Here is a 19,022-nt window from a genome sequence, read left to right as displayed (position 1 = left end):
CGGTGTGATGTGATCGAGCGGTGACCGTACGGCTGAGCCTGGAGCGCGGGACTCTCTCCCGGGACATCGCGCTGGCGTCCGCGTCCCTGCTGGGCGGGCTGCTGATGACGGCCCTCGGGGTCTACCACCCGCTCAATCCCGGCCTGCTGGACGCCCCGCCGGGTCTATACGTCGGCACCCTCGCGCTCACCTGCCTGGCCGTGGCGCTGCGCCGGGTGGCGACCCGGCTCGGTCTGGCGCTGGGCACCGTCGCCATCGCCGTCGACCTCGCCCACGGCTCGTCGCTGGCCACCAGCCTGGTCTACACCCAGGTGCTCTTCGACTCCTGCGTCTACGGGCCGCCGAGACTCTGGCGCCGGCTGCTCTGGATCACGCTGGCGCTCAGCGGGATCGCCGCGCTGATCGGGGTGTTCCTCGCCGCCCCGGCCTGGCAGGGCATCGGGCTGGCGATTCCGGTGGTGTTGATCGGCGTACTGCCGGTGGTCAGCGGGATCAGCGTCCGGCAGTACCGCGACCAGGCCGCCGTCGAGCGGGCCCGGGCGGAACAGACCGCGCGGCTGGCCGAACTCGACCGGCGCCAGGCGGTGACGGCGGAGCGCAGCCGGATGGCCCGGGAGCTGCACGACGTGGTCGCCAACCATCTGAGTGCGGTCGCCATCCACGCCACCGCGGCGCTCTCCGTATCCGGACTCGACCGGGAGCAACTCGACCAGGCGCTGCGGGTGATCAGGGAGAACAGCGTGCAGGGGCTGGGCGAGATGCGGCAGATGATCGGCCTGCTGCGGGAACCCGCCGACGGCGGACCAGCCTCGGCCGGCGCCGCGTCGTCCCCTCCGCCGGCCCCGCGCGACCCGGCCGGCGGTCCGCGGCCGGTCGGAGAGGCCCTGCCGCCGGGCCGGCTGGGCGCCGCCGACGGTCCCGTCCGGGCCCGGCTGGCCGAGGTGGGTCGGCTGGTCGGTCAGGCCCGGGACGCCGGTCTGGCCGTACGCTTCGAGACGACCGGCGAGGTACGACCGCTGCCGGTCGGCGTGGACCTGGCGGCATACCGGATCGTGCAGGAGTCGCTGACCAACGCACTCAAGCACGGTGCCGGCCCGACGATTCTGACCGTCTGCCACGAGCGCAGGTCGGTGGCTGTCACCATCGAGAACCCGCTCGCCCGCTCCGGCGCTCCCGGCGGTGCCAGCGGTGCCAGCGGTGCCAGCGGTGCCAGCGGTGCCGGTATCTCGGCCGGGGCCGGGCTGCCCGGGGCCGGAGCCGGGCTGATCGGGATGCGGGAGCGTGTCACCCTGCTCGGCGGCCGGTTCGAGGCCGGGCCCCGGGGATCGAGCTGGCGGGTGCATGCCGAACTGCCGCACGCCGAGTCCGCCGCAGCGCCCGCAACCGGTGGAGCCGCACGTCCGCCCGCGTCCGGAGCGGCAGGACGTCCGGACGAGCACCGGTGATCCGGGTCGTTGTCGCCGACGACCAGGACGCGGTCCGGTCCGGCCTGGTGCTGATCCTCGCCGGAACACCCGGCCTGGAGGTGGTCGGCGAGGCCGCCGACGGCGAGGAGGCGGTGGCGCTCTGCCGGCGGCTCCGGCCGGACGTGGCAGTGCTGGACGTCCGGATGCCCCGGCTCGACGGCGTCTCGGCGACCGGTGTCATCGTCGCCGAGCGGCTGGCCGACGTCCTGGTGCTGACAACGTTCGATCTGGACGAGTACGTCTTCGGCGCACTCCGGGCCGGCGCCTCCGGCTTCCTGCTCAAGGACACCGACGCGACAGGGTTGGTCGGGGCGGTGCGTACCGTCGCGCGGGGCGAGGGGATCATCGCCCCGGCGGTGACCCGGCGGTTGATCACCGCTTTCGCCGCCGCCGCGCCGGCCAGCCCGGCGACCGCCCGGGACGCGCTGTCCGAGCTCACACCGCGCGAGCGGGACGTGCTGGCCTGCCTCGGTCTGGGACTCTCCAACCAGCAGATCGCCGACCGGTTGTCGATGGCGGAGAGCACCACCAAGACCCACGTCAGCCGCATTCTCGGCAAGCTGGGACTGCGCAGCCGGGTACAGGCGGCCATCCTCGCCCAGGAAATCGGCCTGCCACTGCCCTGATCGTGGCACCGCTGCCCTGGCTACGGCACCGTCGGCCGCTGTCCTGACCGCCGGCGCCACCTGCCGCCGCCCTAGCGGGGCGGAGCGGGCGCGCGACCCGCTACCGGCGGCCCGCTCCGGGCGGCCTGGGTAGGCGAGCGGGATGCGACCCGGGCGCTCCGGGCGCTCCGGGCGCTCCGGCCACCCAGGCGGCCAACGGGACGACGGCGAGCGCCAGCAGCCAGCCGCCCAGGACGTCGGTCGGCCAGTGCGCCAGCAGTGCCATCCGGGTGAGCCCGACGAAGACCGCGAACGCCACGGCCAGCCCGACGGTGAGCGCCCGGCCCCGCCTGCCGAGGCGGGGCCAGAGCAGGAGTACGGCCGCCAGCGCCGCCGCCGCGGCGTTGCTGGTGTGCCCGCTCGGGAACCCGTTGCTGGTGATCACGACGAACCCGTCCTCGGGCCGGGGATGGTGGACCAGCCAGTGCATCAGCCCCCAGAGCACCGGCACCAGCACCGTCACCGTGGCGCAGAACCCGGCCACGCGACGCCGGCCGCGGACGGCCAGTGCCACGGTGCCGGCCAGGCCGGCGACGAGGAACGGCACCGTCGCCGCCACGTCGGTGGCGATCCGGAGCACGCCGACCACGCCGGGACTGGCGTCGCCGTACCCCCGGAAGGTGTCGCTCGCCGCGGCGTCGAAGCGGTCCAGCGGCGCCCAGCCGGCCAGGGTCAGCGCGAGCAGCACCAGAAAGGCGGCGAGCGCGAACACCGGCACGACCAGCGGCAGGCGGGCGATCATCGAAGCATGATGTCACGGCCGGTGGCCGCACCCGGCGTTCCACGTGGCACGCTGGGCCGATGGCGACCGAGGCGGGCGACGGCGAGCTGGCGGCCACGCTGCGCCGGATCGAACGGGCCGCGGGCACCCTGGCCAGCGCCAGCGTCACCCGGATGGACGAGACGCTGCCCTGGTTCCGCGACCTGCCGGCCGAGCAGCGCTCCTGGGTGATGCTCGTCGCCCAGGCCGGGGTACGGTCCCTGGTCGAATGGCTGCGGTCGCTGCCGTCCGGCGGTGACCGGGACGGCGCCGACGCGGTGACGGACACTCCCGACGAGGTCTTCGCCGCGGCGCCCCGGGCGCTGGCCCGGTCGATCAGCCTGCAGCAGACGGTCGCCCTGATCAAGGTCACCATCGACGTGGTGGAGGAGCAGGTGCCGCACCTGGCCGCGCCGGGCGAGGAGCGGCTGCTGCACGAGGCCGTACTCAAGTTCTCCCGGGAGATCGCCTTCGCCGCCGCCCGGGTGTACGCGCGAGCCGCCGAGTCACGCGGCGCCTGGGACGCCCGGTTGCAGGCGCTGTTGGTCGACGCGCTGCTCCGGGGCGACTCGCCCGACGTGCTGGCCAGCCGGGCGGCGGCGCTGGGCTGGTCGGACGCCCCGCCGGTGGCGGTGGCGGTGGGCCGCTCCCCGGGCGGCGAGGTCGCGGCGGTGCTGCACACCATCTACCGGGTCACCCGCCGGCTCGGCCTGGAGATGATCGGCGGGGTGCACGGCGACCGGCTCGTCCTGGTGCTCGGTGGCACCGCCGACCCGCTGGACGCCACCGCGAAGATGCTCGCCGGGTTCGGCCCCGGGCCGGTGGTGGTCGGGCCGGCGGTGCCGAGCCTGGACGCGGCGACCGACTCGGCCCGGGCGGCGCTGGCCGGCTTCCGGGCCGCGCCCGCCTGGCCGGCGGCCCCCCGCCCGGTGGCCGCCGCCGACCTGCTGCCGGAGCGTGCCCTGGCCGGCGACCCCGAGGCCCGGCGGAGCCTGCGCCAGGACGTCTACGCCGCGCTGGTGCGGGCCGGCGGCGAGCTGCTGGAGACGCTCGACGCGTTCTTCGCCGCCGGCGGGGTGCTGGAGAGCGCCGCCCGGGCGCTCTTCGTGCACCCGAACACGGTCCGGTACCGACTGCGGCGGGTGGCGGACGTCACGGGATTCTCGCCGTTCACCGCAAGAGACGCCTTCGCGCTGCGGATGGCGCTCACGATCGGGCGGCTGGACCCGTCTCCACCGGTCGGGCCGGGCCTGGGACATTAACGTGTGTTTAGGACACACGTAACGCCAAGTCCGTGATCCCCATGAATTTTTGTAGGTATCCCACAAAGTCGATAGTGTGGTTTGGTGCATCACGGCACCCGCGCCGGACCCGATGATCCAGGAGAGTCGTAGGCGTGCTCGCTGTACTCTCTCCGGGCCAGGGCGCCCAGAAGCCCGGCTTCCTGACCCCGTGGCTCGATCTGCCCGGCGCCGAGGCGCGGCTGCGCTGGTGGTCCGCGCTGGCCGGCGTCGACCTCGTCCGGCTCGGCACCGAGGGTGACGCCGACGAGATCCGGGACACCGCACGGACCCAGCCGCTGCTGGTCGCCGCCGCCCTGCTCGCCGCCGAGCACCTGCCGCTGTACGACGTGCACGCCACCGCCGGACACAGCGTCGGCGAACTGGCCGCGGCGGCGCTGGCCGGCGTGCTGGCCCCGGAGACGGCGGTCACCCTGGCCGGCGTACGCGGCCGGGAGATGGCCGCCGCCTGCGCGCTCGAGCCGACCGGGATGTCGGCGGTGATGGGCGGCGACCCCGACGAGGTGCTGGCAGCGGTCGAGGCACACGAACTGCACCCGGCCAACCTCAACGGCGCCGGTCAGATCGTGGTGGCCGGCGCGCTCGACCGGCTGGCCAAGTTCGCCGCGGACCGGCCGGCCGGCACCAAGGTGATCGCCCTCCAGGTCGCCGGAGCGTTCCACACCCCCTACATGGCGCCGGCCGAGCGGGCCCTCGCCGCCGTCGCGGCCGGCATCGTCCCGGCCGACCCGAGCCGGATCCTGTTCTCCAGCGCCGACGGCGCCGCCGTCGACCACGGGCGGGAGATGCTGCAACGCCTGATCCGCCAGGTCACCGCCCCGGTCCGCTGGGACCTCTGCGTGCGCGGCCTGGCCGACCTCGGTGTGACCGCCGTGATCGAGCTGCCGCCGGCCGGCACCCTCGCTGGGCTGATCAAGCGCGAGCTGAAGGGCAGCGGGGCCGTACCGGAGATCGTCACCCTGAACACCCCGGCCGACCTCGCCGCCGCACGCGACCTGATCGCCCGGCACGGCGGCCCACCCGGGCGGGCACCGGCGATGCGGTTCCGGGTGGTGGTGGCCGGCAGCGCCGGCACCTTCACCCCTCTCGGGGAGCTGGCCGAGGGCACCGCCGTGGCGGCAGGGCAGGTCATCGGCCATGTCGCCACCCGGCAGGGCACCGTCGAGGTCACCGCGCGCGACTCCGGCGTACTCACCGAATGGCTCGCCCAGCACGACGACCCGGTAGCCCCGGGCCAGCCCCTCGCCCGCATCGGAGGACAACTCTCATGACCGGTTCCCGGGAAACCCCGGACCACTACCGCGGGGCGGTGGTCCGGTGAGCAGGATGATCGCCCTGGGTCACTACCAGCCGTCGCGGGTGGTCACCAACGACGACCTCGCCCAGATCGTGGACACCAACGACACCTGGATCCGGGAGCGGGTCGGCATCGTCACCCGGCGCATCGCCGACACCGAGACCGTCGCCGACATGGCCGCCGCAGCGGCCGACAAGGCGCTGGCCAACTCGGGACTCGCCGCCGCCGACATCGATCTCGTCGTCGTGGCCACCTGCTCGGCCGTGGACCGCAGCCCGAACACCGCCTGCCGGGTCGCCGCCAAGCTCGGCATCGACGCCCCCGGCGCCTTTGACGTCAACACCGCCTGCTCCGGCTTCTCGTACGCGCTCGGCACCGTCGACCACGCCCTGCGGGCCGGCGCCGCCCGCAACGCCATCGTGATCGGCGCGGAGAAGCTCTCCGACTTCACCGACTGGACCGACCGGTCGACCTGCATCCTCTTCGGCGACGCCGCCGGGGCGGCCGTGGTCACCGCCACCGGCGCCGACGAGCCGGACGGCATCGGGCCGGTGGTCTGGGGATCGGTCCCGGAGCGCAGCGAGGCGGTACGCATCGAGGGCTGGCGCCCGTACATCCAGCAGGAGGGGCAGTCGGTGTTCCGCTGGGCCACCACCGCGCTCGCCCCGCTGGCGCTGCAGGCCTGTGAGCGGGCCGGGATCGCCCCGTCGGAGATCGCCGCCTTCGTGCCGCACCAGGCCAACCTGCGGATCATCGAGGGGATCGCCAAGCGGCTCGACATGCCACAGGCGGTGATCGCCAAGGACATCGTCGAATCCGGCAACACCTCGGCGGCGAGCGTGCCGCTGGCCCTGTCCAAGCTGGTCGAGCGCCGGGAAGTGCCCTCCGGCGCCCCCGTGCTGCTCTTCGGCTTCGGCGGCGGCCTCACCTACGCCGGCCAGGTCGTCCGGTGCCCCTGACCGCTGCCCCGGCCGCCCGGCACGCCCGTCCGGGCGCCGACCGGGATGCGCCGGGACACCGGGAGGGCGTAGCCGCCGAACCGGCCGCACCACCCCCCCCACCACCACGGAACGGTCGAACACCGACCGGCGACGGCGGAGCCATCCGGCCCGCACATCCATCCATGGAGAGGAAACAACTGCAATGACCCGTGACGAGATCACCGCCGGCCTCGCCGAGATCCTCGAAGAGGTCGCCGGGGTGAGCCCGGACGACGTCGCCGAGGAGAAGTCGTTCACCGACGACCTCGACGTCGACTCGCTCTCCATGGTCGAGGTCGTGGTGGCCGCCGAGGAGAAGTTCGGCGTGAAGATCCCGGACAACGACGTGCAGAACCTCAAGACCGTCGGCGACGCCGTCGCCTACATCGAGGCACAGTCCTGACCATGAATCGTCCCGACGTCGTCGTCACCGGGCTCGGCGCGACGACCCCGCTCGGCGGGGACGTCGCGTCGACCTGGGAAGCCATGCTGGCCGGCCGCTCCGGGGTGGGTCCGCTCACCCAGGAGTGGGCCGGTCAACTGCCCGTACGCATCGCCGCCCAGCTCGCGGTCGAGCCGACCGAGAAGCTGGACCGGGTCAAGCTGCGCCGGCTGGACCGGTCGGAGGCGATCGCGCTGATCGCCGCGCACGAGGCCTGGGCCGACGCCGGCCTGGCGGATGCCCCGCCGGAGCCGGAGCGGCTGGCGGTCAGCGTCGGCTCCGGCATCGGCGGCGCGCAGACGCTGCTCGCCCAGGACGACATCCTGGAGGCGTCGGGGCCGCGGCGGGTCTCCCCGCACACGGTCCCGATGCTGATGCCGAACGGACCGGCCGCCTGGATCGGGCTGGAACTCGGCGCCCAGGCCGGGGTCCACTCCGTGGCCAGCGCCTGCGCCACCGGGGCCGAGGCGATCGCCCTCGGGCTCGACATGATCCGCTCCGGCCGCGCCGACGTGGTGCTGGCCGGCGGCACCGAGGCGGTCGTCCACCCGCTGCCGATCGCCGGCTTCGCCTCGATGCGGGCGATGTCGACCCGCAACGACGACCCGGAGCGCGCCTCCCGGCCGTGGGACAAGGCCCGGGACGGATTCGTCCTCGGCGAGGGCGCCGGCGCCGTCGTCCTGGAGCGCGCCGACCACGCCGCCGCGCGCGGCGCCCGGGTGTACGCCCGGCTGGCCGGGGCCGCGCTCACCTCGGACGGGTACGACATCGTGCAGCCGCACCCCGAGGGGCGCGGCGTTATCCGGGCGATCAACATGGCGATCGCCGACGCCGGGATCGACCGCTCGGAGATCGTGCACGTCAACGCGCACGCCACCTCCACCCCGGTCGGTGACCTGGCGGAGGTCGTCGCGCTGCGCACGGCGCTCGGCAGCCACCCGGTGCTGACCGCGACCAAGTCGATGACCGGGCACCTGCTGGGCGCGGCCGGCGCGCTGGAGTCGATCGCCACCATCCTGGCCATCCGGGACGGCGTCGTACCGCCGACGATCAACCTCGACGACCCGGACGACGCCCTCGACCTGGACGTCGCCGCGCACAAGCCCCGGCACATGGAGGTGCCGGCGGCGCTGAACAACGGTTTCGGCTTCGGCGGCCACAACGCGGTCCTCGTCTTCGCCCGGATCTGACCGGCTCCACCTCGGGTCTGACCGGCTCCGCCCGGGTCTTACCGGCTCCGCCCGGGTCTTACCGGCTCCGCCCGGGTCTTACCGGCTCCGCCCGGGTCTGACCTGACGTCTCGCCCGGGCCGGAGGAGCGCGATGCCCTGACGGCGCGCCGATCCCGTGGGGTAGGGTCCCTCGGATTGCGGAGGAGCAGAGGGTGGAAGCAACAGAGATCCACAAACTCGCCGCGCTCGAGGACACCCACTGGTGGTACCGCGAGCGGCGCGCCCTGCTGGCCAGGGCGCTGCGCCGGCTCGCTGCCGATGGTCGGCCGGCGGGGCGGGCGCTGGACATCGGTGCGGCCGGCGGTGGCAACACCCGGGTGCTCCGCGCGCACGGCTGGCAGCCGGTGGCCCTGGAATACAGCCAGGAGGGTGCCCGGATCGCCGGCGAGCGCGGCCTGGCCACCATCCGGGCCGACGCCCGGCACCTCCCCTTCGGCTCCGCCGGCCTCGACCTGGTCGTCGCCTTCGACATCCTGGAGCACGTCGAGGAGGACCACCTGGCGGTGGCGGAGATCCGACGGATCCTCCGCCCCGGCGGCACCGCGCTGATCGCCGTGCCCTGTGACATGCGGTTGTGGTCGGCACACGACGTGGCGGTCGGGCACGTCCGCCGGTACGACCGGCAGTCCCTGACCGCCGTCTTCGCCAGGGCCGGCCTGGTGGTCGACGAGCTGTGGAGCTGGAACGTCCTGCTGCGCCCGGTCGCGGCGTGGCGGCGGCGCCGCTCCACCGGCAGCGACCTCGACGACCTGCCCGGGGTGGTGAACCTCGGCCTGCGTGCGGTGATCACGGCCGAGCGTTACCTGCCGGTCGGGCGGCTGCCCGGCGTGTCGTTGATGCTCCGGGCGCACCGCCCGGAATCCGATCGTCCCTGAACCGTTCCGGAGGAGAGTGCCATGTTGGCAGGGCTGAAGAGCCTGCTCGGCCACGTCCCGCTCTACGTCGCGCTGCAACGCGGCCTCGGTGCCGACCGGTTGCGCTACCGCTGCCTGGAGGAGCTGGCGCTCGCCGACGGCGACACCGTGATCGACGTCGGCTGCGGCCCGGCCTACTACTTCGAGCGGCTGCCCCGGGTACGGTACTTCGGCTTCGACACCTCGCCCCGCTACATCGAGTACGCGCAGCGGCGCTGGGGCGGTGACCGGGCCGAGTTCCGCTGCGAGGTCTTCGGCGAGCAACACCTGGCGACGATCCCGCCGGCCGACGCCGTGCTACTGCTGGGGCTGCTGCACCACCTCTCGGACTCGGACTCCCGGCACCTGCTGCGGGTGGCCGGCAGGGCGCTGGCGCCGGGCGGGCGGGTGATCGCGGTCGACACCTGCTTCGAGCCCCGGCAGGGCGCGGTGTCCCGGTGGATGTCGAAGAACGACCGTGGCGAGCACGTCCGCACGCCGGAGGGCTTCGTCGCACTCGCCAGAGAGGCGTTCACGGACGTCGACGGCGAGATCATCGACGACGTCACCCGGATACCCTCGAGTTTCTGGCTGATGCGGATGCGGGCCCCGGTGCTGACGGCGCGGTCGACCTGACGGCGCGGTCGACCTGACGACGCGGTCGACCTGACGGCGGTTCCCCCGAACGGAGGTGGCGGATGACCGAGCGGCTCGGCAACTGGGCCGGCAACATCGACTTCCGGGCGCGGCGGCTGCTCCGGCCCCGCTCCGTGCCGGAGCTGCGGTCGCTGGTGGCCGGTAGCGACCGGATCCGGGCCCTCGGCACCGGCCACTCGTTCAACCGGATCGCCGACACCACCGGCGACCTGGTCTCGCTCGCCGACCTGTCGCCGGTGCTCGAGATCGACTCCGCCTCGGCCACCGTCACGGTCTCGGCGGGGACCCGCTACGGCGAGCTGGTCGCTCCCCTGCACCGGGCCGGCTTCGCCCTGCACAACCTCGGCTCGCTGCCGCACATCTCGGTCGCCGGCGCCTGCGCCACCGGCACCCACGGCTCCGGCCCCGGCAACGGCAGCCTCTCCACCGCCGTCGCCGGGCTGGAGCTGGTCACCGCCGACGGCGACCTGGTGACGTTGCGCCGGGCCGACGGTGGGGACTTCCTCGGCGCCGTGGTCGGGCTCGGCGCGCTCGGCGTGGTCACCCGGCTCACCCTCGACCTCGTCCCGGCCTTCGAGATCGCCCAGCACGTCTACGACGACCTGCCCCGCGACCAGCTCGACGCGCATCCGGCCGAGATCCTGGGTGCCGGCTACAGCGTCAGCCTCTTCACCGACTGGACCGGCCCGCGGATCAACCAGGTCTGGGTGAAGCGCCGGCTCGACCCCGACGGCGGCGGCGAGCCACATCGGCACGGCGGCGCCGAGCCACATCGGCACGACGGAGTCGAGTCGCCCTGGTACGGCGCCACCCCGGCCGCCGAGCCCCGGCATCCGGTGCCGGGCATGTCGGCGGTGCACTGCACCGAGCAACTCGGCGTGCCGGGGCCGTGGCATGCCCGGCTGCCGCACTTCCGGCTGGAGTTCACCCCGAGCAGCGGCGAGGAGCTCCAGTCGGAGTTCTTCGTGCCGCGCGAGCGTCTGGTCGACGCGCTCGCGGCGCTGGACGGGATCGCCGACCGGATCGCGCCCGTGCTGCAGATCTCGGAGATCCGCACGATCGCCGCCGACGAGCTGTGGCTGAGCCCCTGCTACCGGCGGGACAGCGCGGCGCTGCACTTCACCTGGGTCAAGGAGACCGAGGCGGTGCTGCCGGTGGTGGCGGCGGTCGAGCAGCGGCTCGCGCCGTTCGGGCCCCGCCCGCACTGGGGCAAGCTCTTCGTCACCCCGCCCGAGCAGCTCCACGACAGTTACGACCGGTACGCCGACTTCGCCAAGCTGATCCGCCGATACGACCCGGCCGGCAAGTTCCGCAACGAGATGCTGGACCGCTGTTTTCCGACCACCGGTTAAAGGCGCCCAGGGCCTGGCTAAGCCCTCCAGGCCCGGCCTACCCCCGAATCTGGCGCCAGCCGCCTCAGGGCAGCTCGTAGACGGCCATCCGGCCGTTGTCGAAACGGAGCCGGGCGAGCCGGCCCAGTGCCGGCGACTCCTCCCCCACCGACCGGTCCACCACCAGCCACCGCACGTCGTACCGGTCCCGCAGCTCGCGGAGCCCGGCGCCGGTCGGCTCGGTGAACGCCGCGTCGTTGCGACGCAGCAGATCCTGGTCCCAGAACGGGGTGTACGAGCCCGACGACGCCACCCGGGGCGCGAAGCCCCACCCCTCGACGAGCACCCGGCGCTCGGCGTACGCGCTGAGCCAGAACGAGCGGGCGTCGCACCAGCCGTTCACCACCGCCAGGCAGTGCACGTTGGTCGCCAGCACGTCGCCGGGGTCGCTGTGGTCCCGGGCCCACCGGGCGGCGTCGACCCGCGACTTGGGCAGCGGGATGTTGGCGTACGCGCCGCCGTTCGGGGTCCGTTCCGACTTGCGCATGTCCATCACAAGTCCCGGTGCCCCGACCACGAGCACGGCGGTGAGCAGGGCGATCGCGCCCCGGCCCCGCAGTGCGGCGATGCCGGTGGTCGCCGGCCGCCAGAGCCCTGCGGCGAGCACCGCCAGCACGGCGAGCCCGGCCGACCACCAGAGGAGTGGGCGCAGCCAGTCGAACATGATCTCGCCGGAGGCCGGGCCGGCGTACCGGAACTGGACGGCGACCAGCGCGACCGCGAGGGCGAACGCGAAGGCACCGAGCACGGCGACGGCGCGCCGGCCCAACCGGGCCCGCTCGGCGAGCAGCACGTAACCCCAGGCGGAGAGGACGACCGCAAAGGTGAAGCCGGCCCGGGTGAAGTACTGGTTCGCCCCGCCCGACTGCCGCAGCAGCAGGTAGAGCGCCGGGCCGGCCAGAGCGCCACCGAGCAGGAACCACTGCACCGGTTCCAACCGCCCCCGGCGCAGCCAGAGCAGCGGGCCGATCCCCACGACCCGGAGCTGCATGTTCACCGCGAAGGCGGCGACGACGGCCAGCACCACCACGGGGCCGGGCCAGCCGTCCGGCGGCGGCGTCCAGTACGGCTCCAGGCTGCTGGCCAGCGGATCGACCTCGACGCCGTACGCCTTGAAGCGGTAGAGCACGGCGGTGGCGAAGAGCTGGGCGGCGGCGGTGGCGGCGCCGGCCGCGACGACCGCCCACGGGATCCGCCGGGTCGCGATCAGCAGCGCGACCGCGGTGAACGCCAGCGCCAGTCCGACCACCGGCAGCGAGCTCGCCTTGGCCCCGCTGGAGGCGAACATCAGCAGCGGGGCGAGGACGAACGCACCGCGACCGATCGGGGCGACCGGCCGGTCCGCGCGCCGGTCGACCACGTCGGCGAGTACGGCGATCAGCGCGATCAGCAGCACCCAGCTGTAGATCATCGACATGCCGTGCCAGATCACGAAAGACGCCTGGGTGCCGAACGGCATGGTGACCGGATCGGTGAAGTTGGTCTCGCCGATCACGAAGAAGAGCACGGCGGCGATCGCGCCGACCCACGGCCGGCCGCTGACCCGCCAGCCCAGCACGGCGGTGAGCACGATCGCGGCGGCGCAGAGTGCCGGGATGGTCAGCCGCAGCGCCACCACAGGCAGCTCGATCCCGCCGATCAGGCTGGTCGCGGCCATGTGCGCGTAGCCGAACCAGTGGTAGTCGAGCCGTTCGGTGGCGACCTGGGGAAGGTGGATCGGAAACTGGTGCTTCGCCTCGCCGGCCAGCGAGAGCTGGTAGGCGAGGTCCAGGTACTGCCGGGTGCGTTCCGAGGTGGGCAGGATCGGGTTGCGTTCCAGGAAGGTGCTGGAGAGATAGGTGGTGAAGAACGCGACCGCGCCGGCCACCGACCAGGACCAGCCGACCGGGGCGGGCCGGTAGCCCCGGACCAGCCAGTGCCGGCGCAGCCCCGGCACGGCGAGGAAGAGCCCGACGATCGCCGCCGGCCAGGTCCAGAGCCAGCCGGCGATGCCGAGCCAGGCGTAGAGCGCCCAGGCGGGCAGCTCCAGCACCAGCCCGACGGCGGCGCCCATCGCCACGTCCTCGACCAGGGTGTGCGGCCGGCGTCGCAGCGCCCGGTAGACCAGGGTGCCCGGCAGGATCAGCGCCAGCAGCAGGTAGCCGGCGTAGCGGGCGAGGTCGGCCGGGGCGGTGTCGGCGGCCAGCAGCACCACGGCGACGTAGCCGGCGCCGACCAGCAGCGGTGCCCAGCGCAGCAGCGCGGCGGGCGGTGCGGACGCGGCCGGGGTGGAGGATCCGGCCACCGACGGTACGGTGGCGGTCACCGCCTCGCCCGGTCTCGCGTCCGGCGGGCCCGCGGCTCGGAGCCGTTGCGGGCGACCGGCGCGGGGGTGGCCACCATGGCCCCGGGGGCCGGCTCCTCGACCGCCTCCGCCGCGCCCGGCCCCGCACCGGCCGCGCCCGGCCCGGACCCGGCCGGGCGCGGGGCAACCTCGACCGCCTCCCGGCCAACCTCGACCGCCTCCCGGCCAACCTCGACCGCCTCCGGGCCAACCTCGACCGCGTCCGGGCCGGCCTGCAGTGTGTCGGAGCCGACGAAGTAGCTGGGCCGGCCCTGCACCGCCGCGTAGATCCGGGCGATGTACTCGCCGAGCAGCCCGAGGCAGAGCAGCTGGACGGCGCCGAGGAAGAGCACCGCGACGTAGAGCGAGGCCCAACCGGTGGCGGTGGAGTCCCGGAAGTAGGCGACGACCGCGAAGACCACCATGAGCAGGCAGAGCAGCATGCCGCCGGCGCCGAGCCAGGTCGCCACCCGTAACGGTGCCGCGGAAAAGCTGGTGATGCTGTCGGTGGCGAGCCGGAACATCCGGGAGAGCGGGTACTTGCTGGTGCCGGCCGCCCGTGGCTCGCGGACGTAGCTCACCTCGCCGCTGGGAAAGCCCAGCCAGGGCACGACCAGCCGGAGCACCGGGCGCCGTTCGGGCAGCGCCCGCAGGGCCTCGACGGTCGCCCGGCTGAGCAGCCGGAAGTCACCCGCCTGGGCCGGCACGGTGTTGCCGACCAGCCGGCGCACCAGCCGGTAGTAGATGCCCGCCGTCGACCGCTTGAACCTGGTGTCGGTGGAGCGGTCGGCGCGTATCCCGTAGACGATGTCCAGGGACCTGTCGCGGGCCATCCGCAGCATCTCGACAAGAGTCTCCGGCGGATCCTGGAGGTCGGCGTCGATGCTGGCGACGTAGCCGCCCCGGGCCCGGAACAGGCCGGCGATCAGCGCCGCCTGGTGGCCGCTGTTGCGGCGCAGCCGGATGATCCGCAGCTCGGGCCAGCCGCGCCGCATCCCGGTCAGCACCACCGGTGTCGCGTCGGTGCTGCCGTCGTCGACGGCGACCACCTCGTACGGCTCGCCGAGCCCGTCGAGCACCGGCCGGAGCCGTTCGACAAGTAACGGCAGGACGCTTTCCTCGTTGTAGATCGGTACGACGACGGAGAGGGTCGGTTCCCGGCTCGTCACAGCCCGTACACCCCCGTCTCCCGATCCACCGGACAGCCGAACGCTACCAGCCGGCCCGGTGATCGAACTCACGAGCGGCGTGGCCGCACCGTGACGGTCCGTGGGCGTTGCGGGCACGCTGACCGGCCGTCAGCTCGCCGGGCAGCTAGTCCTTGGCAGGCCGCTGACCGGCACCGGTGACCGGCCGGTCGGCCGAACCTTCCCGGCCAGTACCCGGGCGAGCGCAGTCAACGAGGCGGTGGTCGACGAGTACGTCGCCAGCAGCACCCCGGAGCGCGCCTGCCCGAGCAGGTACGGGGTGTCCATCGCCACCGTCACGGCCGCGTCGGCGCGCAGGTCGGCGGTGCCGTCGCCGTAGCCGACCAGGTGCACCACGCTGCCGCCGGAGGCCGCAACCCTGACCCCGGCCGCCCGCAACGCCCGGCTGAGCCGGTCCCTGCTCTGCTTCCGGCCGCTCGCCGAGGTGACCGTCACCGAGCCGGTCACCAGCGGCCCGCCGCACCGGCCGCGCAGCATCGTGATCGACGACTCCGCCGCACGGCGGGCGGCCTCCTGGTGGCCGGCGCTGTTCAGCGTGCCCATCTCCGGCGTCGCCTGCCCGGCCAGCCGGAACTTCAGCGTCAGCACCCGGGTCACCGCCTCCACCAGCCGGGTCCGGGGCAGCGAGCCGTCGCGGAGCGCGGCCAGCACCCCGTCGTACGCCTCGGTCACGTTCGGTGGCATCAGCACCAGGTCGTTGCCGGCGTTGAGGGCCCGTACCGCCGTCCTGCCCGGCGACTCCTTCGCCACCGCCGCCATGTCCATCGCATCGGTCACCAGCACTCCGGTGAAGCCGAGCTGCCCCCGGAGCACGTCGGTGAGGAGCTTGCGGGAGAAGGTGGCCGGCACTCCGGGGTCCACGGCGCGCACGTCCAGGTGCCCGGCCATCACCAGCCAGGCTCCGGCGGAGATCCCGGCCGAGAACGGCGGCAGGGCGGTGGCCTCAAGCTTGTTGCGGTCCACGGTCACCACCGGCAGCCCCTTGTGCGAGTCGGCGGCGGTCTGGCCGTGCCCGGGGAAGTGCTTGAGGGTGGCCGCGACGCCCGCGCCCTGCAGGCCCCGGACGGCGGCGCCGACCTGCGCTCCGGCCGCCTTCGGATCCGACCCGTACGAGCGGGAGCCGATCACGTGGCTCCGCGCGTCCAGGACGTCGGCGCTCGGCGCGAAGTCGACGTTCACCCCGAGTGCGGCGAGCTCGCTGCCGGCGGCCCGCCAGGCACTCTCGGTCAACGCCGGGTCACCGGCGGCGCCGAAGGCCATCGCGCTGGGCAGGTTGGTCACCCCCTCGGAGATCCGGGTGACCACGCCGAACTCCTGGTCGATGCCGATCAGGGCCGGGGCGGCGCCGGCCGGCAGTTTGCCGGCCGCCGCCTGGATCCCGGCGGTCAGCTCGCGAACCTGGGCCGGGTTGTCGACGTTGGTGGTCGGCTGGGTGTCGCTGGTGGGGTCGTCGGCGGAGAAGCCGACCAGGATCAGCCCACCCAGCCGGTACTTGGCGATCATCTCGGCCGGGGTGTCGACTCCGGCGAGCTTCCGGTTGCCGGCCGCCGACCCGCCCGACACCCTGGTGGCCGAGTCGCCGTAGGCGTACGGCATCAGCACCTGCCCGACCAGGTCCTCGTCGGCGAGGGTGCCGACGAGCTGGGCCGCCCGGGCTGCCGGGTCCGGCGGTGCCGTCGGTGCGCTGGCGGAGGGCGACGGAGCCGGCGTACCGGTTCCGGGGCCCGCCGCCGGCTTCCGGGAGCCGGCGCAGCCGGCGACGGTCAGGGCGGTGACGAGGGTGAGCACGAACGGGACGCGGGTGAGCACGAGCGGGACGCGCCGGAGGGGAGTCGACACGCCCGCTATCCCACCAGCCCGCCACCCCCCGGGCAACTTGACCATCGCTCTCCGTCGCAGCTCGGCCTCTGTCGCGGCCCGGCAGTCCGGCCTGCGGCGGTCCCGACGCCCGGGTGCCGGCCCCGCCGCTGCGCCGGCCGTCCGCACACGGACCCGGCGGAGCGCTCAGCCGACCCTGGTGAGCAGGGTGACCGGCGCGCCGTCCCCGGCGTACCGGTACGGCTCGAGTTCGGCGTCCCAGGCGGTACCCATCGCCTTGTCGAGGGCGTGCGCGAGCGCCTCCGGCGCCCGGGCCGACTCCATGATCGACCGCAGCCGGTCCTCGCCGAGCTGGATGTCACCGGCCGCGCCGGCGGTGGCCCGGAAGAGCCCCCGGCCGGGCACGTACATGAACCGCTCGCCGTCCACGCCGGGACTCGGCTCCTCGGTCACCTCGAAACGGATCATGGGCCACTGTCTCAGGGCAGCGGCCAGCTCCGCGCCGGTCCCAGGCCGGCCGGACCACCCGCACTCCGCCCTACGGGCGCCCGGATCGACCGGCTGGGCCGTCCAGTGCAGGGTGACCGGCGCGGTGAGGACGCGCGCGATCGCCCACTCGACGTGCTGGCACACGGCGAGTGGGGTCGAGTGGACGTATACGACGCCACGCGTTGGCACGGTGACCTCCCGGAGAGCGAGGTGCGTCTTCCCCTACGACCTCGACCTCGGCGAGCAGAGCCTCACCGCGCGATTGCTGGAACACATGATGACCGCTGCGACGGATGGTACGCCAGGGATTCACGAAACTGCCCGGAGGGAATAGCCGTACCGGTGACCGTGGTTGGACCCCACGTCAGCGGCGGTAGCCGTCCGGCCATCACCGTTGTCGTGTAAAATTTGCCCGGCGGCGTCTGCCGCACAGGCTGTCCTCTCGGACTTGCTGTCCCCCGGGCTTCCAGTCCTCCCGTACGTCTTCAAGGAGTCCCTCCGTGGCGAGCAACACCTCCAAGACCGCGCGCGCATCCGTCCGTGCCGGCCAGGCAGGCCAGGGTGGCGCCCTGAGCGTGCTCGGCGAGTTCAAGTACCTGATCCCGCTCAACGGCGGCAAGCACGCCTACGTGCGGAACCTGACCAACGGCAGGACCTCGCACCTGCGCACCGACTCCGAGGCCTTCGTCGAGGAGATCCGGGTGCTGGCCGGTGCCGGCCACGCCGCCAAGATCCGGGCCGAGCTTAACTACCTGGCCTCCGAATACCCGGGTGACGGCTGGGACACCACCGAGAAGCGGCTGGTCGAGGCCGGCGTCTTCGAGGCCTGAGTTCCCGGAACAGCACGTCAGTTCCCGGCACCGCACGTCCTACACCTCCGTAACGCCCCGATCCCGGTTCCACCGGTGTCGGGGCGTTACGCGTGTACGGGGTACGGCCCCGCCCGGGAGGTCCGGGGATGGTTCGCCGGCACTGTGGGCGGGTAGTTCCCCTCCAGTCCCGGCAGCACGCTCCCGGCCCCGATGCGGAGGTGACCATGGCCGAGTCGGTTCAGGTACGGCTCAGCGACGGTGTCCGGCTGCACGCCGATGTCGCCGGCCCGGAGACCGCCCCGCTCACCGTGGTGCTGCTGCACGGCTGGACCCTGGACCGGCGTACCTGGCACCGGCAGGTCACCGGGCTGCGCCAGGCGTACGGCGACACCGTCCGGGTGGTCCGCTACGACGCGCGGGGGCACGGGCGGTCCGATCCGACCAGCCTGCGCTCGGCCACCCTGGACCGGCTCGGTGACGACCTGGCCGAGGTGCTCGCCCGGGTGGCGCCGAGCGGGCGGGTGGTGCTGGTCGGGCACTCGATGGGCGGCATGACCGTGATGGAGTACGCCCACCGGCATCCCGCCGACTTCGCCCGCCGGGTCGCCGGAGTCGTCTTCGTCTCCACCACCGCCGAGGGGCATACGCACACCGCGTACGGCGTGCCGGCCCCGCTCGCCCGGCTGATCCGGATCGCCGAGACCACCGGTGCCGGGCTGCTGGCCCGGTTCGGCGGATGGCGTACCCCGGGTCCGCTGCTCCAGGCGCTCCGCCCGACCCTGCGCTGGCTGCTCTTCGGCGACACCTGTGACCCGGCCGACATCCGGCTCACCACCTCGGCGGTGTCCCGGGCCTCGCTCGTCTCCGTCGGCGGCTTCCGGCCCTCCATCGGCGCGCAGCACCGGCTGGAGACGCTCAGCACCCTCGGGGAGGTGCCGACCGTCGCCCTGGTCGGGGACCGGGACCGGCTCACCCCGCCGCCATGCACGGAGTCGATCGCCGCGGCGCTGCCCTCGGCCGAGCTGACCGTCTGCCCGGGCGCCGGGCACATGCTGATGCTGGAGCGCCCCGACGAGGTCACCACCGCGCTGCGCTCCGTCGTCGGCCGGGCCCTGGCAGCGACGAAGATCACCCGTGCGGCGGCGGCGCCGGCCGGAGTCAGGCGCGCCGGGGCCAGGCAGGCCGGGACCAGGCGCGCCGGGGCGAGGCGGACCGGGGCCATCGTCGTGCAGCCCGGGCGGCTCGCCGCCGGCCGCGGCGCGGCATGCCGCTGAACCGGACGGAGACGC

Annotated in this window: 17 protein-coding genes; 12 read left to right on the top strand and 5 right to left on the bottom strand. The window is 74.0% G+C overall.

Annotated features, from left to right (window positions below; all coding sequences use genetic code 11):
• Positions 1-20 precede the first annotated feature (20 nt).
• Together ACN28C_RS13855 and ACN28C_RS13850 are read left to right on the top strand one after the other, a co-directional pair.
• Positions 21-1,445: a sensor histidine kinase gene (locus ACN28C_RS13855; protein WP_422773875.1), complete on the top strand. Its 1,425-nt coding sequence runs from the start codon at positions 21-23 to the stop codon at positions 1,443-1,445.
• Positions 1,442-2,092 carry a response regulator gene (locus ACN28C_RS13850; RefSeq protein ID WP_422773874.1) on the top strand — a complete coding sequence of 217 codons (651 nt, stop codon included), beginning with the start codon at positions 1,442-1,444 and terminating at the stop codon, positions 2,090-2,092. The genes ACN28C_RS13855 and ACN28C_RS13850 overlap by 4 nt, the downstream gene beginning before the upstream one ends.
• 100 nt (positions 2,093-2,192) lie before the next feature.
• Here the strand turns inward: ACN28C_RS13850 and ACN28C_RS13845 are convergent, their stop codons facing one another.
• Positions 2,193-2,873, bottom strand: a complete 681-nt coding sequence (locus tag ACN28C_RS13845; protein WP_422773873.1) for a phosphatase PAP2 family protein — start codon at positions 2,871-2,873, stop codon at positions 2,193-2,195.
• A gap of 59 nt (positions 2,874-2,932) precedes the next feature.
• Between ACN28C_RS13845 and ACN28C_RS13840 the strand changes: the two genes are divergently transcribed.
• From ACN28C_RS13840 to ACN28C_RS13805, 8 genes are all read left to right on the top strand, one after another.
• Positions 2,933-4,153 (top strand): PucR family transcriptional regulator, encoded by a 1,221-nt coding sequence (locus ACN28C_RS13840; protein ID WP_422773872.1) that lies wholly within the window; start codon positions 2,933-2,935, stop codon positions 4,151-4,153.
• Between the two features lie 134 nt (positions 4,154-4,287).
• Positions 4,288-5,463 (top strand): acyltransferase domain-containing protein, encoded by a 1,176-nt coding sequence (locus ACN28C_RS13835; protein WP_422773871.1) that lies wholly within the window; start codon positions 4,288-4,290, stop codon positions 5,461-5,463.
• Positions 5,464-5,518: 55 nt separating this feature from the next.
• Positions 5,519-6,448 carry a beta-ketoacyl-ACP synthase III gene (locus tag ACN28C_RS13830; RefSeq protein WP_422774654.1) on the top strand — a complete coding sequence of 310 codons (930 nt, stop codon included), beginning with the start codon at positions 5,519-5,521 and terminating at the stop codon, positions 6,446-6,448.
• 184 nt (positions 6,449-6,632) lie between these two features.
• Positions 6,633-6,872, top strand: a complete 240-nt coding sequence (locus ACN28C_RS13825; RefSeq protein WP_107261778.1) for an acyl carrier protein — start codon at positions 6,633-6,635, stop codon at positions 6,870-6,872.
• Between the two features lie 2 nt (positions 6,873-6,874).
• On the top strand, positions 6,875-8,101 hold the full coding sequence (fabF, locus tag ACN28C_RS13820; RefSeq protein WP_422773870.1) for a beta-ketoacyl-ACP synthase II: 1,227 nt from the start codon (positions 6,875-6,877) through the stop codon (positions 8,099-8,101).
• 193 nt (positions 8,102-8,294) lie between these two features.
• Positions 8,295-9,017, top strand: a complete 723-nt coding sequence (locus tag ACN28C_RS13815) for a class I SAM-dependent methyltransferase (RefSeq protein WP_422773869.1) — start codon at positions 8,295-8,297, stop codon at positions 9,015-9,017.
• Between the two features lie 21 nt (positions 9,018-9,038).
• Entirely contained in the window at positions 9,039-9,671 is a 633-nt protein-coding gene (locus ACN28C_RS13810; protein WP_422773868.1) for a class I SAM-dependent methyltransferase, read from the top strand.
• 62 nt (positions 9,672-9,733) lie between these two features.
• Positions 9,734-11,044 carry an FAD-binding protein gene (locus tag ACN28C_RS13805; RefSeq protein WP_422773867.1) on the top strand — a complete coding sequence of 437 codons (1,311 nt, stop codon included), beginning with the start codon at positions 9,734-9,736 and terminating at the stop codon, positions 11,042-11,044.
• A gap of 64 nt (positions 11,045-11,108) precedes the next feature.
• Here ACN28C_RS13805 and ACN28C_RS13800 read toward each other — a convergent pair whose 3' ends face one another.
• The 4 genes from ACN28C_RS13800 to ACN28C_RS13785 form a co-directional block, all read right to left on the bottom strand.
• On the bottom strand, positions 11,109-13,367 hold the full coding sequence (locus tag ACN28C_RS13800) for a hypothetical protein (RefSeq protein ID WP_422773866.1): 2,259 nt from the start codon (positions 13,365-13,367) through the stop codon (positions 11,109-11,111).
• Between the two features lie 17 nt (positions 13,368-13,384).
• Entirely contained in the window at positions 13,385-14,575 is a 1,191-nt protein-coding gene (locus ACN28C_RS13795; RefSeq protein ID WP_422773865.1) for a glycosyltransferase family 2 protein, read from the bottom strand.
• Positions 14,576-14,704: 129 nt separating this feature from the next.
• The gene (locus ACN28C_RS13790; protein WP_422774653.1) at positions 14,705-16,462 is read right to left on the bottom strand and encodes a glycoside hydrolase family 3 protein; all 1,758 of its coding nucleotides are present in this window, start codon (positions 16,460-16,462) and stop codon (positions 14,705-14,707) included.
• 156 nt (positions 16,463-16,618) lie between these two features.
• Positions 16,619-17,110 carry a DUF3145 domain-containing protein gene (locus ACN28C_RS13785; RefSeq protein WP_107261790.1) on the bottom strand — a complete coding sequence of 164 codons (492 nt, stop codon included), beginning with the start codon at positions 17,108-17,110 and terminating at the stop codon, positions 16,619-16,621.
• A gap of 311 nt (positions 17,111-17,421) precedes the next feature.
• Between ACN28C_RS13785 and ACN28C_RS13780 the strand changes: the two genes are divergently transcribed.
• Both ACN28C_RS13780 and ACN28C_RS13775 read left to right on the top strand, forming a co-directional pair.
• A complete protein-coding gene (locus tag ACN28C_RS13780) occupies positions 17,422-17,751 on the top strand; it encodes a hypothetical protein (protein WP_422773864.1) in 330 nt (109 codons plus the stop codon).
• 206 nt (positions 17,752-17,957) lie between these two features.
• On the top strand, positions 17,958-19,007 hold the full coding sequence (locus ACN28C_RS13775) for an alpha/beta fold hydrolase (RefSeq protein ID WP_422773863.1): 1,050 nt from the start codon (positions 17,958-17,960) through the stop codon (positions 19,005-19,007).
• Positions 19,008-19,022 lie beyond the last annotated feature (15 nt).

It is taken from the genome of Plantactinospora sp. WMMC1484 (assembly GCF_049315195.1).
GTDB lineage: Bacteria > Actinomycetota > Actinomycetes > Mycobacteriales > Micromonosporaceae > Plantactinospora.
This window is presented reverse-complemented; position numbering and strand designations above follow the sequence as displayed.